The organism is Pseudomonas sp. 58 R 3 (assembly GCF_900006605.1).
GTDB classification, from domain to species: domain Bacteria; phylum Pseudomonadota; class Gammaproteobacteria; order Pseudomonadales; family Pseudomonadaceae; genus Aquipseudomonas; species Aquipseudomonas salomonii.
Window position 1 is genome coordinate 321137 of the sequence record NZ_CVTT01000038.1, and the last position, 13853, is coordinate 334989.

At 60.9% G+C, this 13853-nt stretch carries 16 protein-coding genes; 11 read left to right on the top strand and 5 right to left on the bottom strand.

Annotated elements, in window-relative coordinates:
- Nucleotides 1-86 precede the first annotated feature (86 nt).
- The 3 genes from BFP92_RS07220 to BFP92_RS07230 all read left to right on the top strand — a co-directional run bounded on the left by BFP92_RS07220 (nt 87) and on the right by BFP92_RS07230 (nt 1760).
- Entirely contained in the window at nt 87-992 is a 906-nt protein-coding gene (locus BFP92_RS07220; RefSeq protein ID WP_065928948.1) for an alpha/beta hydrolase, read from the top strand.
- Nucleotides 989-1315, top strand: a complete 327-nt coding sequence (locus BFP92_RS07225) for a PA3694 family proteiin (protein ID WP_017137106.1) — start codon at nt 989-991, stop codon at nt 1313-1315. Before BFP92_RS07220 ends, BFP92_RS07225 begins: the two co-directional genes overlap by 4 nt.
- A 121-nt stretch (nt 1316-1436) precedes the next feature.
- Entirely contained in the window at nt 1437-1760 is a 324-nt protein-coding gene (locus BFP92_RS07230) for a hypothetical protein (protein WP_083221712.1), read from the top strand.
- Nucleotides 1761-1807: 47 nt separating this feature from the next.
- Here BFP92_RS07230 and BFP92_RS07235 read toward each other — a convergent pair whose 3' ends face one another.
- The 3 genes from BFP92_RS07235 to BFP92_RS07245 form a co-directional block, all read right to left on the bottom strand.
- Nucleotides 1808-2593, bottom strand: a complete 786-nt coding sequence (locus BFP92_RS07235) for a lipotoxin F family OmpA-related lipoprotein LptF (RefSeq protein ID WP_056857564.1) — start codon at nt 2591-2593, stop codon at nt 1808-1810.
- Between the two features lie 55 nt (nt 2594-2648).
- Complete coding sequence (locus BFP92_RS07240; RefSeq protein WP_017137109.1) at nt 2649-3074, bottom strand: DUF4398 domain-containing protein; 426 nt, start codon at nt 3072-3074, stop codon at nt 2649-2651.
- Between the two features lie 283 nt (nt 3075-3357).
- Nucleotides 3358-3702: a pilin assembly protein gene (locus tag BFP92_RS07245; protein ID WP_065928949.1), complete on the bottom strand. Its 345-nt coding sequence runs from the start codon at nt 3700-3702 to the stop codon at nt 3358-3360.
- A 184-nt stretch (nt 3703-3886) separates the two neighbouring features.
- Here BFP92_RS07245 and ppc point away from each other — a divergent pair, with 184 nt between their 5' ends.
- From ppc to BFP92_RS07275, 6 genes are all read left to right on the top strand, one after another.
- Nucleotides 3887-6514 carry a phosphoenolpyruvate carboxylase gene (ppc, locus tag BFP92_RS07250; protein WP_065928950.1) on the top strand — a complete coding sequence of 876 codons (2628 nt, stop codon included), beginning with the start codon at nt 3887-3889 and terminating at the stop codon, nt 6512-6514.
- 280 nt (nt 6515-6794) lie between these two features.
- Nucleotides 6795-7442: an adenylate kinase gene (gene adk / locus BFP92_RS07255; protein ID WP_065928951.1), complete on the top strand. Its 648-nt coding sequence runs from the start codon at nt 6795-6797 to the stop codon at nt 7440-7442.
- Between the two features lie 90 nt (nt 7443-7532).
- Nucleotides 7533-8219 (top strand): tRNA (adenosine(37)-N6)-threonylcarbamoyltransferase complex dimerization subunit type 1 TsaB, encoded by a 687-nt coding sequence (tsaB, locus tag BFP92_RS07260; protein WP_065928952.1) that lies wholly within the window; start codon nt 7533-7535, stop codon nt 8217-8219.
- A 160-nt stretch (nt 8220-8379) separates the two neighbouring features.
- Nucleotides 8380-8682, top strand: a complete 303-nt coding sequence (locus tag BFP92_RS07265; RefSeq protein WP_017137114.1) for a hypothetical protein — start codon at nt 8380-8382, stop codon at nt 8680-8682.
- Nucleotides 8682-9542: a DUF72 domain-containing protein gene (locus tag BFP92_RS07270; RefSeq protein ID WP_065928953.1), complete on the top strand. Its 861-nt coding sequence runs from the start codon at nt 8682-8684 to the stop codon at nt 9540-9542. The genes BFP92_RS07265 and BFP92_RS07270 overlap by 1 nt, the downstream gene beginning before the upstream one ends.
- 27 nt (nt 9543-9569) lie before the next feature.
- Entirely contained in the window at nt 9570-10397 is an 828-nt protein-coding gene (locus BFP92_RS07275) for an isocitrate lyase/PEP mutase family protein (RefSeq protein WP_065928954.1), read from the top strand.
- A 1-nt stretch (nt 10398) separates the two neighbouring features.
- On the opposite strand, the gene BFP92_RS07280 is transcribed toward BFP92_RS07275, so the two are convergent.
- On the bottom strand, nt 10399-11019 hold the full coding sequence (locus BFP92_RS07280) for an energy transducer TonB (RefSeq protein WP_065928955.1): 621 nt from the start codon (nt 11017-11019) through the stop codon (nt 10399-10401).
- A gap of 96 nt (nt 11020-11115) precedes the next feature.
- Between BFP92_RS07280 and BFP92_RS07285 the strand changes: the two genes are divergently transcribed.
- The gene (locus tag BFP92_RS07285; protein ID WP_065928956.1) at nt 11116-11898 is read left to right on the top strand and encodes a class I SAM-dependent methyltransferase; all 783 of its coding nucleotides are present in this window, start codon (nt 11116-11118) and stop codon (nt 11896-11898) included.
- 122 nt (nt 11899-12020) lie between these two features.
- Here BFP92_RS07285 and BFP92_RS07290 read toward each other — a convergent pair whose 3' ends face one another.
- Nucleotides 12021-12656 carry a TetR/AcrR family transcriptional regulator gene (locus tag BFP92_RS07290; RefSeq protein WP_017137119.1) on the bottom strand — a complete coding sequence of 212 codons (636 nt, stop codon included), beginning with the start codon at nt 12654-12656 and terminating at the stop codon, nt 12021-12023.
- A 93-nt stretch (nt 12657-12749) separates the two neighbouring features.
- Here BFP92_RS07290 and BFP92_RS07295 point away from each other — a divergent pair, with 93 nt between their 5' ends.
- Nucleotides 12750-13850 carry an efflux RND transporter periplasmic adaptor subunit gene (locus BFP92_RS07295; RefSeq protein WP_065928957.1) on the top strand — a complete coding sequence of 367 codons (1101 nt, stop codon included), beginning with the start codon at nt 12750-12752 and terminating at the stop codon, nt 13848-13850.
- The last annotated feature ends 3 nt before the right edge of the window (nt 13851-13853 follow it).

Genomic DNA, 13853 nt, shown 5'->3' on the forward strand with positions numbered 1-13853 from the left:
ACTGCTATCGCAGGCAAGCCAGCTCCCACATTTGATCTCATTGGTTCTTGAGAACTGAGTACAACCTATCAGCGAGGCTTCAACGGATGAGAATCCTCGGCATTCTTTGCCTGCTACTCACTTTAAACGGCTGCAGCTCACTGCTGTTCTACCCCGAACCCGGCCTGCCGTTTACGCCGGAAAAAGCCCACCTGCAATACCGTGATATCACCCTGACCACCGCCGATGGAGTAAAACTCCATGCCTGGTGGCTGCCGGCCAAACCCGGTGTGCCGCTCAAAGGCACGGTGCTGCACCTGCACGGCAACGGCGGCAACCTGGCCTGGCACCTGGGTGGCAGTTGGTGGTTGCCGGAGCAGGGCTATCAAGTGCTGTTGCTGGACTATCGCGGCTACGGCCTGTCTGAAGGCAAGCCGTCCTTGCCGGCGGTGTATCAGGATATCGATGCGGCGTTCGCCTGGATCGACAAGGCCCCTGAAACCCAAGGCCAGCCGCTGATTGTGTTGGGCCAGAGCCTGGGCGGTGCGCTGGCGGTGCATTACCTGGCGGCACACCCGCAGCGTCAAACTCAGCTCAAGGCGCTGGTGCTGGATGGCGTGCCCGCCAGTTATCGTGACGTAGGACAATTCGCCCTCAGCACCTCCTGGTTAACATGGCCGTTTCAGGTACCGCTGTCGTGGCTGGTGCCTGACGCCGACAGTGCGATCAATGCCATGCCCCAGCTCACCGGCGTGCCCAAGCTGCTGTTCCACAGCCTGGATGACCCGATTGTGCCGGTGGCCAACGGCATTCGCCTGTACCAGGCCGCGCCGCCACCGAGGGTGTTGCAGTTGACCCGTGGCGGCCATGTGCAGACCTTTGCCGACAAGACCTGGCAAACCGTGATGCTGCGCTATCTGGATGACCCGCAGCACTTCAACGGCCTGCGCCGCCTGGGCGAGATCCCGAATTACCCTATTCCTAAAGTTGATTCATCAGAGAGCCCGCAATGAGCGAAGAACGCAACATGATCCCGCTGATCCTCACCGGCATCGGCACCATCATCGGCACCGTCGGCTGCCTGTGGTTCTACGGCTACCTGCACTTCGCCAAGCCGGAAGACGCCTTGTTGCTCAGCGACTTCACTATGCTCAAGACCGTGCCGGGCGAGGATTATAAGGTTTCGCTGACCCCGGCTGCGCAGGTGGCGCAATGCATCGATGGCGTGTTGGTGATGTTTGATACCGAACAGAAAGGCTTGAGCGGTGTGCTGGTGAACAATAAGAAACAAGCCGTGCGTTGCATGGGCCAAGAAACGCCGCAACTGCAAGAGTAGCCTGCTTTTTATCACCACTGCGCATCGTGGAAATATCTGGAACCGAATCGCGTAAGAAGCCACTGAATGAGTCGTCAGTGTTGCTGATGATTAACTTACGAATGACGGACTTTGGAGCGTGATGATGGACATTGGTGCTATCGGTAAAATGTTGGGCATGGCCAGGGGCCAGGAAAGTTTGGAGCAGGGTGGTGCTCAAGGCGAGCAATGCGCTGATAAGGGCGCTGAGAAAGGTGGGAAAGACAAACCAGACCCGATGAAGATGCTTATGGATATGCTCTCGAAGGCGGCCGGCGGCGCCCAGGGCGGCGGTGGCGGCGGTTCTGAAGGCTCAGGTGGTGAAGGCCAAATGGGTCAAGACATGCTTGAAAAGCTGATGGGCGGGCGTCAAGGCATGGAGGCCATGATGCCGGCTGAGGATACCGGCCGAAAAATCGAGGCCTGATAGAAAAAACCCACCGTGAGGTGGGTTTTTTATACAGCGTCAATCAATCAGTTAGCAACGGAAGAGCGTGGCTTGACTGGCTGGTTGTCGTTGGAGATGGTCACTTCAACGCGGCGGTTCATGGCACGGCCCGAAACGCTGCCGTTGTCGGCAACCGGGTATTCCTTGCCGTAACCCTGGGTCACGATGCGCGAAATATCCACGCCTTGTTGAGCCAGTGCACGTTGTACCGAAGCGGCACGGCGCTCGGACAGGCTCTGGTTGTACGAATCGGAACCGGTGCTGTCGGTGTAGCCTTCGACGATCACTTTACGGTCCGGGTTGTCGCGCAGGAACTGAGCCAGTTTGGTGATGTTCACCAGGCCGCTGGATTTCAGGTCGGACTTGTTGGTGGCGAACAGCACGTCACCGAAGGTCACCAGGGTGCCGCGATCAGTCTGCTTGGCGTTCAAGCTGTCTTGCAGTTGCTTGATCTGTGCATCACGGGCTTGCAGCAGCGCCTTGGCACGTTCGTCACCCGCGTTTTTCAGCTTGGCTTCGGATTCACGCAGCGAGATGGTGTCTTTGGCCACTTCAACGCGCTGGTTGGTCAGGTAGGCCAGTTGGTCGACCTTCTTCTCGTCTTCCTTGTCGCGGTAGGCTTTGTCAGCCTTGTCCAGCCAATCCTGCGCGTCCTTGGTTTCCAGCGCCGCTACCTTGGTGGCTTGCGGGTTGGATTGCAGGGCCGAGAAGTTGGTCCGCGCGTTTTCCAGGTTCTGGTTCGGCGGGGTGGAGCAGGCCGCCAGAGCAACGCTCATCGCCAGCAGGGCAGGGATCATCAATTGTTTACGCATAGTCGTGTCGTCCTTTCAATTCGATATCGGGTGCAATGCAATCAGTGGCGGCGGCTTACTGCTGTTTGATCACAGCCGGGCGCATGCCTTCCTGACGCAGTTCCTGCACAGCTTTCTGGGAATCCTTCACAGCCTGGTCAGCCTTGGCAGCCTGGGCCTTGCGCTCTGCGACACGGGCATCCCACTCGGCTTGTTCAGCCAGTTGACGCGCTTTGTCGTAGTTCTTGTCGTGCATCGCCAGTTCAGCAGCTTTGAGCTTGTCCTGGGCCGACTTCATTTCTACCGCTGCGTACTCGGTGCCGCCGGCGCTGACTGCGCTGTTTACGGCGGACTGGGTCACGGCGTATTGCTCGGTCGGCGGGTTGCCGGCGCAGCCCGCCAGAACGAAGCTGGTGCCGATTGCCAGCGCGGCCAATTTCAGCCCGCGCAGATGGTTAAACGAGGATTTGGCAGTGCTGGTCTTCATCGTCTTCAACTCCATTGGATAACTCCTGAAAAATCAAAATCCACTTCATTGGTTGGCGGTTGCAGGCCCGGCGGTAAAGCACCAAATGCCCTTTTCAAACGGCCGTTCCAAGTGATGGCTTACTGGTTGTGACCGGAGCCTTTTTTCAAAAGTTCAGCGGAGATGGCGATTTGCCTAAAAAAATATCTGACTGTTTGGTCAGCGTTTAAAAGTTTGAACTTTTACGTTGCGCAGCGGTACGCCGAGCCTCTGTGAGGCCCGGAATACCGGGGTTAAACGGGGGGTTATCGACTGTTTATCAGTGTTGCTGTTTGTCGGCGGCGGCAGACAAATCATGCAGATAGCGGCGTGACAAGGTCAGAAAGCGCGGAGTAGGGCCGACGTCTTCATACAAAGGGTCACCCTCTTCATCGGTGGCGATCACGTGCTGGCCCTTGATGTAGGGGAAGCTCGCTTCCAGCTCTTCAAGGGCCGCGCCGATCAGCTCGCCGAGCAATTCTTCGGTGCTGCGCTTGGGGTACATCTCGGCGATGGCGGCCAGGCGCGCAGCCGACTCGACGTCCAAGTGGATCGCGTACTCGGTTTTGGTCAGGCGACCCTTGGCGTTCTCTTCCCAATGCTGGGCCAGTTCTCGAATTTTCATGGCAACCTCAATAAGCCCGCGATGGCAGGCGGTGATGGGTGTCCAGCCGCCTGCGTGGGTAACGCGACGACTCACTGTTGAGACTAGCTGCAAGTCGCAAGGTTTAAAGTGTCTTGTCAGAAACTGACGCGGGCGGCACTCTGGAAGGCCTGCGCGTCCCGGATTTCTGGCTGGAGATTGGTTGATGAGTGATATCGATGCACGCTTGCGTGAGGATGTTCACCTGCTGGGTGAGCTGCTGGGCAACACCATTCGAGAGCAGTACGGCGATGCTTTTCTCGACAAGATCGAGCAGATCCGTAAAGGCGCCAAGGCTGATAGACGCGGTGCCGGTGATGAGTTGAGTACCCGCCTCAATCAGTTGCAGGAAGACGAACTGCTGCCCGTGGCACGCGCGTTCAACCAGTTCCTCAACCTGGCCAACATCGCCGAGCAATACCAACTGATCCATCGGCGCGATGAATCGCAGCCGGCGCCCTTCGAGTCCCGCGTGTTACCGGAGTTGCTGGCCCGCCTGCAAAGCGAAGGGCACAGCAATGAGTCCCTGGCCCGCCAGCTGGCGCGCCTGGACATCGAGCTGGTGCTCACCGCCCACCCGACCGAAGTGGCGCGTCGCACCCTGATCCAGAAATACGATGCGATTGCCGCACAACTGGCGTTGCAGGATCACCGCGACCTCACCGGCGCCGAGCGCGAGCAGATCCGCCAGCGCTTGCAGCGGCTGATCGCCGAAGCCTGGCACACCGAAGAGATCCGCCGCATCCGGCCCACGCCAGTGGACGAAGCCAAGTGGGGCTTTGCGGTGATCGAGCATTCGCTGTGGCACGCCATTCCCAATTATTTGCGCAAGGCCGACCAGGCATTGCACGCCGCCACCGGCCTGCGCCTGCCACTTGAGGCGGCGCCGATTCGCTTTGCCTCGTGGATGGGCGGCGACCGGGACGGCAACCCGAATGTCACCGCGCCGGTCACCCGCGAAGTGTTGCTGCTGGCGCGCTGGATGGCAGCGGACTTGTATTTGCGCGATGTCGACCATTTGGCCTCCGAGCTGTCGATGCAGCAGGCCAGCCCTGCGTTGCAGGCCAAAGTCGGGGATAGCGTCGAACCTTACCGTGCCGTGCTCAAGCAACTGCGCGAACGCCTGCGCGCCACGCGCCAATGGGCGCATACCGCGCTAACCGCCAGCACGCCCGCGCCGGCCGAGGTGCTGCAAAACAACCGCGACCTGCTCGACCCGCTGGAGCTGTGCTATCAGTCACTGCACGCGTGCGGCATGGGCGTGATCGCCGATGGCCCGTTGCTCGATTGCCTGCGCCGTGCCGTGACCTTCGGCTTGTTCCTGGTGCGTCTGGACGTGCGTCAGGATTCCAGCCGCCACTCGGCGGCCATGACCGAAATTACCGATTACCTGGGCCTGGGCCGTTATGAAGACTGGGACGAAGAGGCGCGCATCAGCTTCCTCAGCAAAGAGCTGACCAATCGCCGGCCGCTGCTGCCGGGTTATTTCAAGCCGTCGGCAGACACCGCCGAAGTGTTGAACACCTGCAAGGAAATCGCCGCCGCACCGGCTGCATCGCTCGGTTCTTATGTGATTTCCATGGCCGGTGCCGCGTCGGACGTGCTGGCCGTGCAACTGCTGCTTAAAGAGTCGGGCGTGCAACGGCCGATGCGCGTGGTGCCACTGTTTGAAACCCTGGCCGACCTGGATAACGCCGGGCCGGTGATGGAGCGCCTGCTGCAATTGCCGGGCTATCGCGCGCGTTTGCAAGGCCCGCAGGAAGTGATGATCGGCTATTCGGACTCGGCCAAGGACGCCGGCACCACCGCCGCAGCCTGGGCACAGTACCGGGCCCAGGAACGCCTGGTGGATATCTGCCGCGAACAACAGGTGGAGTTGCTGTTGTTCCACGGTCGTGGCGGCACCGTTGGCCGTGGCGGCGGCCCGGCGCATGCGGCGATCCTGTCGCAGCCGCCAGGCTCGGTGGCGGGGCGTTTCCGTACCACCGAACAAGGCGAGATGATCCGCTTCAAGTTCGGCCTGCCGGACATTGCCGAGCAGAACCTCAACCTTTACCTGGCTGCCGTGCTGGAAGCCACATTGTTGCCACCGCCGCCACCTGAGCCGGCCTGGCGCCATCTGATGGATGAATTGGCGGCAGACGGTGTCAGTGCTTATCGCGCCGTGGTGCGGGAAAATCCGCAATTCGTCGAATACTTCCGCCAGTCCACACCCGAGCAGGAGCTGGGCCGCTTGCCATTGGGCAGTCGCCCGGCCAAGCGTCGTGCGGGTGGTATCGAGAGCCTGCGCGCGATTCCGTGGATCTTCGGCTGGACCCAAACCCGCCTGATGCTGCCCGCCTGGCTAGGCTGGGAAGCGGCATTAAGCAAGGCGCTGGAGCGTGGCGAAGGCGAGTTGCTGGGGCAGATGCGCGAGCAGTGGCCGTTCTTCCGCACCCGTATCGATATGCTGGAGATGGTGCTGGCCAAGGCCGATGCCGACATCGCGCGGCTGTATGACGAGCGTTTGGTGCAGCCGGACCTGCTGCCATTGGGTGCGCACTTACGCGACCTATTGTCGCAGGCATGCAACGTGGTGCTTGGCCTGACCGGCCAGTCGCAACTGCTGGCCCATAGCCCCGACACGCTTGAGTTCATTCGCCTGCGCAACACTTACCTCGACCCGCTGCACCTGTTGCAGGCCGAATTACTCGCGCGCTCGCGCCAGCAAGAGGCGGCGCAGGACAGCCCTCTGGAACAGGCGCTGCTGGTGTCTGTGGCCGGTATTGCCGCCGGTTTGCGCAATACTGGCTGAGGTTTTGTGCGTGTTCTCAAAGGCTTGCGGATAAACAACGACGGCCGCCCGGAAACGGGCGGTCGGCGTTTATGGGGCGGGGTTGCACTCAGGCACACCCTACCTATGACTGCATGCCGGGCGCGGTTCTTGCGACTTTTGGCGGCTTGTATGGATAGAGCCCGCTGTGTATCTTGATCAGCCTTTGGCCGTTTGATCGGCCAGGACCCACATTTTTACGAGATTGGCCCCACGCGGCGAATCCGAGCGTCATCTCTATAAAAAATTGAGGAGCACATCGATGCGCGTCATTCTGCTGGGAGCTCCCGGGGCCGGTAAAGGTACTCAGGCAAAGTTCATCACTGAAAAATTCGGCATTCCACAAATCTCCACCGGCGACATGCTGCGTGCTGCCGTCAAGGCTGGCACCGAACTGGGCCTGATCGCCAAGAGCGTAATGGACAGCGGCGGCCTGGTCTCCGATGACCTGATCATCAACCTGGTCAAGGAACGCATCAGCCAGGAAGATTGCAAGAACGGTTTTCTGTTCGACGGTTTCCCACGCACCATTCCCCAGGCGCAAGCCTTGGTGAAAGCCGGCGTTGAACTGGACGCTGTGGTTGAAATCGCAGTTGAAGACGAAGAAATCGTTCAGCGTATTGCGGGCCGTCGCGTGCACGAAGGCTCGGGCCGCGTGTACCACATCGTCTACAACCCGCCAAAGGTTGAAGGCAAAGACGACGTGACCGGGGAAGACCTGGTGCAGCGCAAGGACGACACTGAAGAAACCGTGCGTCATCGCCTGTCGGTCTATCACTCACAGACCAAGCCGCTGGTGGATTTCTACCAGAAGCTTTCGGCTGCCCAAGGCAAGCCCAAGTACAGCCACATCCCTGGCGTGGGTTCGGTAGAAGCCATCACCGCCAAGGTGTTGCAAGCCCTGAGCTGATCCTTCGATCGGCTTTGCGTACAACGGCCCGCTTGCGGGCCGTTGTTGTTTATACTGGCGCACTTTTTTTCGACTTGGACACCTACACCGATGAGCACCCTGCTGGCCCTGGACACCGCGACTGAAGCTTGCTCCGTCGCCTTGCTGCACGATGGCAAGGTAACGAGCCACTACGAGGTGATCCCGCGTCTGCATGCGCAGAAGCTGTTGCCAATGATCAAGCAACTGCTGGAAGAGGCGGGCACCACGCTGTCGGCCGTGGATGCGATTGCTTTTGGCCGTGGCCCAGGCGCCTTTACGGGTGTGCGTATCGCCATTGGTGTAGTGCAGGGCCTGGCCTTTGCGCTGGAGCGCCCGGTACTGCCGGTGTCCAACCTTGCGGTATTGGCCCAGCGTGCATTGCGTGAACACGGCGCGACGCAGGTGGCGGCGGCGATTGATGCGCGTATGGATGAAGTGTATTGGGGCTGCTACCGCGAAACTGCTGGCGAAATGCGTCTGGTGGGCGTGGAAGCCGTACAGGCTCCGCAATCATCGGTGTTGCCTGCTGATGCCAGCGGCGATTGGTTCGGTGCCGGCACCGGCTGGGGTTATGCCGAGCGCATCCCCGTGCAATTGGCGGGGCAGGACGCGGCCATGTTGCCCCACGCCGAAGACTTGCTGACCCTCGCACGTTTCGCTTTCGAGCGCGGTGAAGCGATTGTGGCCGACCAGGCTGCACCGGTTTATCTGCGCGATAAAGTTGCGCAAACCAAGGCCGAACGCGGGATTATTTGACGTCAAAAATGCTGGCAATTTGATGCAAAAATCCCCAATCGTCAGAATTTGCCCCTGTTTGTAAACCTTTTACAAATTATGTGTTCTAGTTATCACCAGAGCATTTGCGCACCACGGAAAGTGCCGCTAAATTGCCATCATTGATACCGAGTCTGCATGTATGCGTATAGACGGCTTTTCCTCACAGTCCTACCCACTCAAGCGTAAGCCGCGCAAGGCGAACGTCACGGTAGACGAGTCCGTCGAAGATTCGCCGGACTTCATCGAGGTTCAGTCCGAGTCGCAGCCCAGTGCCCAGGGTTCTGGCGCTGCACGCATCAGTGGTCTTCCTGCCCGTCAGCAAGACATGGTCTTCCCCCGTTCCATGAGCAAAAGCGTCGCCACCGCGCTGGCCAGCTACCTGACCACTGCCGGCTTTGTCGAATGGGATATGGAAGTGCTGGGTCTCGACATCCACATCTGATGCGCCTGCCTTACTACATCGGCTGCCCGTCCTGGAGTGAAAACGCCTGGCGCGAGTACCTGTACCCAGCCGATGCCCGCTCCGGCGACTACCTCGCTTTGTATTCCCAGGTCTTCAACGCGGTTGAAGGCAATACCACGTTTTATGCCCGCCCCTCGGCCGCCACGGTGCAGCGCTGGGCTGAAATCATGCCTGAGGATTTTCGCTTCACCGCCAAATTCCCGCGAGACATCAGCCACGGCGGCGACTTGCGCGAGCAATTGCCGGCAGCAGAAAGCTTCGTCGGCTTGATGAGCCCTTTGGGTGAACGGGTTTCACCGCTGTGGCTGCAATTGTCAGCGAGCTTTTCGCCGCAACGCCTGGGCGAGCTGGCGGGTTTTATTGACGGCCTGGAGCGCCCGCTGGCCGTGGAAGTGCGCCACCCGGAGTTCTTCGCCAAGGGCGATGCCGAGCGCAGGCTCAACCGCCTGTTGCGCGACCGTGGCGTCGAGCGTATTTGCCTCGATCCGCGGGCGCTGTTCAGTTGCACTTCAACCTCTGCGGCCGTGTTGCACGCCCAATCGAAAAAGCCCAAGGTGCCAACACGGCCGGCGGCGTTGACTCAGTTTCCCCAGGTGCGCTTTATCGGTCATCCGGAACTGGAGGCCAATGACCCATTCCTGATTCCGTGGGTGGAAAAAATTGCTGGCTGGATCGAAGAGGGGCGCACGCCTTATGTGTTCCTGCACACCTCGGATAACCGCCTCGCCGCGCAACTGGCGCTGCGTTTTCACCAACAGTTGATGCTGCGCTTGCCGGGTTTGCCAGCGCTGCCGACCTTGTATCGGGAACCCGCAGCGGAGCAACTGGGGTTACTCTAGGGCTCCTTTTTCCGACAGGAGTCAGTCATGGATGCCCAAACCCTTCGCGCCGAAACCTTCAAGGCCTTGCATGAGCGTGATCGCGCGTTCGTGATGCCCAACCCGTGGGACGCCGGCTCCGCCATCATGCTCGCCAGCCTGGGTTTCGAAGCGTTGGCCACCACCAGTGCGGGCTTTGCGTTCAGCCTCGGGCGCCCGGATGCGGAAGGCGCATTATCCCTTGAAGACACCTTGGCCAATGCCTCGACAATCGTGCAGGCCACTGCGCTGCCGGTAGCGGCTGATCTGGAAAACGGCTTCAGCGACACCCCCGAAGGCTGCGCCCAGACCATCCTGCGCGCCGCGGCCAGCGGCATTGTGGGTGGCTCTATCGAAGACGCCACGGGCATCGCGGTCGACCCGATCTATCCGTTTGACCTGTCGGTGGAACGCGTGGAAGCCGCCGTCGCCGCTGCCCGCAGCTTGCCATTTGCCTTTACGCTCACCGCCCGTGCAGAAAACCTTCTGCATGGCCGCCTGGATTTGCCTGACACCATTCGCCGCCTGCAAGCCTACGCCGAAGCCGGTGCCGACGTGCTCTACGCTCCCGCCTTGCGCAGTGCCGAGGAAGTGCTCGCGGTGGTCAAGGCGGTGGCGCCCAAACCGGTGAATGTGCTGATGTCCGGCGGCTTGAACCTGAGCGTGGCGCAGTTGAGCGAGATGGGCGTGCGCCGTATCAGCGTCGGCTCGGCCATGGCGCTGGCGGCGTATGGCGAGTTCTATCGGGCGGCGCAGGAGGTGTATGAACTGGGCACCTTTACCTTCACTGAACGCAAGATGCCGTTCAGCCAGGCCAACGGTTTTTTCAAAGACTGAATCAGGCCGCCAAACGCAGGTTGTTGAGGATCAGCGGGCGCGCCCAGTGGTAGTCGAAGTCCAGCGCCTTCTGTTGCGCCACCAGCTCCTCGACCGGGTAAGGTGTGGCAGGCGGTGGCAGCAGGTCCAGTTCGAATTCGGCAATCGGCAGGTGCAGCGGCTGGGGTTGCGGCGCCGGGCCAGGCTCGGGCGGCGGGTTGCCGGCATTGAGCACAATCGGGCGGACCCAGCCGCTTTCGAAGTTTTGCTGGCGCTGCTGGGCGATGATTTCTTCTGCCGGGAACGGCGTGGCAGGCGGCGGCAGCAGCTCGGTTTCAAATTCGGCGATGGGCAGGAACAGCGGCTCCGGTGGGGCGATCTCGGTGTCGTGCACGTCGCACTCACGCTGGGTGAGGATCTGCGACAACAGGTCGGCGCCTTCGCTGGGTTCTACCGCCGGGTCCCTCGGCGCCGGGGCTTTGGCCGCCAGCGCGCCCGGCGTATCGCCAAGCTGCTCGGCCAACGCCCGGGCGAAGAAGTCCTGCCACACATGGCTCACCCCGGCCAGCGCTTGAGTATTGCGCAGGCCGTAGTGGTTGTGGGTCGGCAGTACACCGATGGTTAGGGGAAGAATGTCTGACATTTTTCTCGGTCGACGCTCAGCTCTGGCAAAATACCTGACTGTTGTTTTTATCGGCCGTCGTTTGCCGATCCTTAATATTTTTGAGCGTAGCGATTGATGAGCGAACAACCAGCGGCCAGCCGCATTCGGGTCGAGGCTTTGGCCGACGGTTTCAAGGCCCGCGCCGAGCACTGGGCCGCGCAGCTTGGCCTGCCTTTGCAACTGGATGAGGCGGACTTTTCCCTGCAGGTCGGGGAACACGGCCTGCAATTGCAACAGCTCGGGCCTGACGCGCCGGGGCCGGTGCGGGTGGATTTTGTCGAAGGTGGCGCGGCGCATCGGCGTCTCTACGGCGGTGGCAGCGGGCAGATGATCGCCAAGGCGGTCGGCGTGGCCCAGGGCGTGCGCCCACGGGTGCTCGACGCCACGGCAGGCCTGGGCAAGGACGCGTTCGTACTGGCCAGCCTTGGCTGCGAGATGAGCCTGATCGAGCGGCAGCCTTTGATCGGCGCCTTGCTCGAAGACGGCCTGGCCCGCGGCGCAGATGACTTTGAAGTGGCGCCGATTGTGGCGCGCATGCACTTGCTCAAGGGCAACTCGATCGAGGTGATGCGCAATTGGGAGGGTGAGCCGCCGCAGGTGATCTACCTGGACCCGATGTTCCCGCACCGTGAGAAAACGGCGCTGGTGAAGAAGGAGATGCGCCTGTTCCGCCCTTTGGTGGGCGATGATCCGGATGCTCCAGCCTTACTCGCGGCGGCCTTGGCCCTGGCCAGCCACCGCGTGGTGGTCAAGCGCCCGCGCAAGGCGCCGTGCATTGACGGGCCGAAACCGAGCCATGCGTTGGATGGCAAGTCCAGCCGGTATGACATCTATCCGAAGAAAGCGCTCAAGTCCTGAATTATTGTTGCTCTTTCGGGCCTCATCGCAGGCAAGCCAGCTCCCACCTTTTGATTTGCAAACACAGTCAAAGGTGGGAGCTGGCTTGCCTGCGATAGCGCCCGATCAGGCAACACAACCGTTCAAGGCCGATACGCCCGCATAAACAACCCCACCACCTCCTGCACATGCGCTTCAGCGGCTTCTTCACTCAACTGCCCGCCGCAGCCATACAACAAGCAGAAATTCGCCGTGCCCTTGAGCAGGCAAAAGAAGTGCTCGGCCGCCGTAAACGGTTTGTCGATGCTCAAGGCGCCGCTCTGGTCGATACGGCTAAGCAGGCGCTCCATGCCTTGCAGCATGCGCATGGGCCCGGCCTCAAAGAAGATCTGCGAGAGTTTCACGTCCTGGTTGCCGGTGGTCATCATCAGGCGGTGCAGGTTCACCGATTCTTCGCTGTTGATCAGCCGATGAAAGCCGCGCGCGATGTTCAGCAGCACGGTGTGCACCGGCATGCCCTCGGGCAACTCGAAATACATCACCGGCAACTGTTCCTCGCACTTGGCCACGACGGCGGCGGTGAACAAGGTCTCTTTATCGGTGAAGTGGCTGTAGACCGTCAGCTTTGACACGCCGGCCTCAAGGGCCACGGCATCCATGCTGGTGCTGGCGTAGCCATTGCTCAAAAACAGGATTTTGGCTGCTTCGAGGATTGCCTGGCGTTTTGCCATGTCCTTGGGACGCCCGGGGCTATTGGTGTTTACAGGATTGTCGGACATTTTCACCTTTAATACTGGACTGGTGAGTTTGGTATTAATAACATACCGGCCAGTATAATTATTCCTAGCTTCATTTGCGAAAGGTCCTTCAGCATGCGCAGCACTTTCCTGCCCCTTGCGTTGCCTGTCAGCCTGGTCTTCCTGTTGGCCGCCTGCGGCCATGAAGAAGCGGCCCAAACCACCATCCGCCCGGCCATGGTGGTGCAACCGCAGCCTTCGGCACTGGCGATGGACAGTTTTCCGGGGGAAGTACGCGCCCGTTATGAGCCGGACCTGGCCTTTCGCATCGGCGGCAAGGTCAGTAAGCGCCTGGTGGAGGAGGGCGAGCGGGTCAAGGCCAACCAGCCATTGGCAGAGCTCGACCCCCAGGACGTGCGCCTGCAACTGGAAGCTACCCGCGCCCAGGTTACCGCCGCCGAAGCCAACCTGAGCCTGGTGCGCGCCGAACGCGACCGCTACAAGACCCTGATGGACCGTCAGATGGTCAGCCGCTCGCAGTACGACAATTCCGAAAACCTCTACCGAGCAGGTGAAGCACGCCTTAAGCAGATCAAGGCCGAGTTCGACGTATCGAGTAACCAGGCCGGCTACGCCGTGTTGCGCGCACCTCAGGATGGCGTGGTCGCCAAACGAGCGGTGGAAGTCGGCCAAGTGGTGTCCGCCGGCCAAACGGTGTTTACCCTGGCCACCGATGGCGAGCGCGAAGTGTCGATCAGCCTGCCCGAGCAAGGTTTTGGCCGCTTCAAGATCGGCCAGCCGGTGTCGGTGGAATTGTGGAGCCAGCCCGACCAGCGTTTCGCCGGGCGCATTCGTGAACTCTCACCGGCCGCCGACCCCAAATCCCGCACTTTCGCTGCGCGCGTCGCCTTCACCGGCGGCAAAGTCCCCGCCGAGCTGGGCCAGAGCGCCCGCGTCTTTATCCAGGCCGATGGCGTTGTCCCACTGTCCGTGCCGCTGTCGGCCCTGAGTGCGGAGAACGGTGCGTCCTACGTCTGGCGGGTACAGCCGGACAACACCCTCAAGCGAACCCCGGTGCGCATCGGCGCTTTTGGTGAAAGAACCGTGCCGGTGCTCGAAGGCTTGGCCCCCACCGATTGGGTGATCGCGGCGGGCGTGCATGTGCTGCATGAGGGCCAGCAAGTGCGCCCGGTGGATCGCGCCAACCGCGTTGTGAATCTGGCGGCCAAGGAGTAGTCC

Coding starts and splice junctions, on each gene's coding strand:
- BFP92_RS07295 (WP_065928957.1), top strand. CDS start 12,750: ATGCGCAGCACTTTCCTGCCCCTTGCGTTGCCTGTCAGCCTGGTCTTC.
- BFP92_RS07270 (WP_065928953.1), top strand. CDS start 8,682: ATGCGCCTGCCTTACTACATCGGCTGCCCGTCCTGGAGTGAAAACGCC.
- BFP92_RS07230 (WP_083221712.1), top strand. CDS start 1,437: ATGATGGACATTGGTGCTATCGGTAAAATGTTGGGCATGGCCAGGGGC.
- BFP92_RS07275 (WP_065928954.1), top strand. CDS start 9,570: ATGGATGCCCAAACCCTTCGCGCCGAAACCTTCAAGGCCTTGCATGAG.
- BFP92_RS07225 (WP_017137106.1), top strand. CDS start 989: ATGAGCGAAGAACGCAACATGATCCCGCTGATCCTCACCGGCATCGGC.
- BFP92_RS07290 (WP_017137119.1), bottom strand. CDS start 12,656: ATGTCCGACAATCCTGTAAACACCAATAGCCCCGGGCGTCCCAAGGAC.
- BFP92_RS07235 (WP_056857564.1), bottom strand. CDS start 2,593: ATGCGTAAACAATTGATGATCCCTGCCCTGCTGGCGATGAGCGTTGCT.
- adk (WP_065928951.1), top strand. CDS start 6,795: ATGCGCGTCATTCTGCTGGGAGCTCCCGGGGCCGGTAAAGGTACTCAG.
- BFP92_RS07280 (WP_065928955.1), bottom strand. CDS start 11,019: ATGTCAGACATTCTTCCCCTAACCATCGGTGTACTGCCGACCCACAAC.
- BFP92_RS07285 (WP_065928956.1), top strand. CDS start 11,116: ATGAGCGAACAACCAGCGGCCAGCCGCATTCGGGTCGAGGCTTTGGCC.
- BFP92_RS07220 (WP_065928948.1), top strand. CDS start 87: ATGAGAATCCTCGGCATTCTTTGCCTGCTACTCACTTTAAACGGCTGC.
- BFP92_RS07240 (WP_017137109.1), bottom strand. CDS start 3,074: ATGGAGTTGAAGACGATGAAGACCAGCACTGCCAAATCCTCGTTTAAC.
- tsaB (WP_065928952.1), top strand. CDS start 7,533: ATGAGCACCCTGCTGGCCCTGGACACCGCGACTGAAGCTTGCTCCGTC.
- ppc (WP_065928950.1), top strand. CDS start 3,887: ATGAGTGATATCGATGCACGCTTGCGTGAGGATGTTCACCTGCTGGGT.
- BFP92_RS07265 (WP_017137114.1), top strand. CDS start 8,380: ATGCGTATAGACGGCTTTTCCTCACAGTCCTACCCACTCAAGCGTAAG.
- BFP92_RS07245 (WP_065928949.1), bottom strand. CDS start 3,702: ATGAAAATTCGAGAACTGGCCCAGCATTGGGAAGAGAACGCCAAGGGT.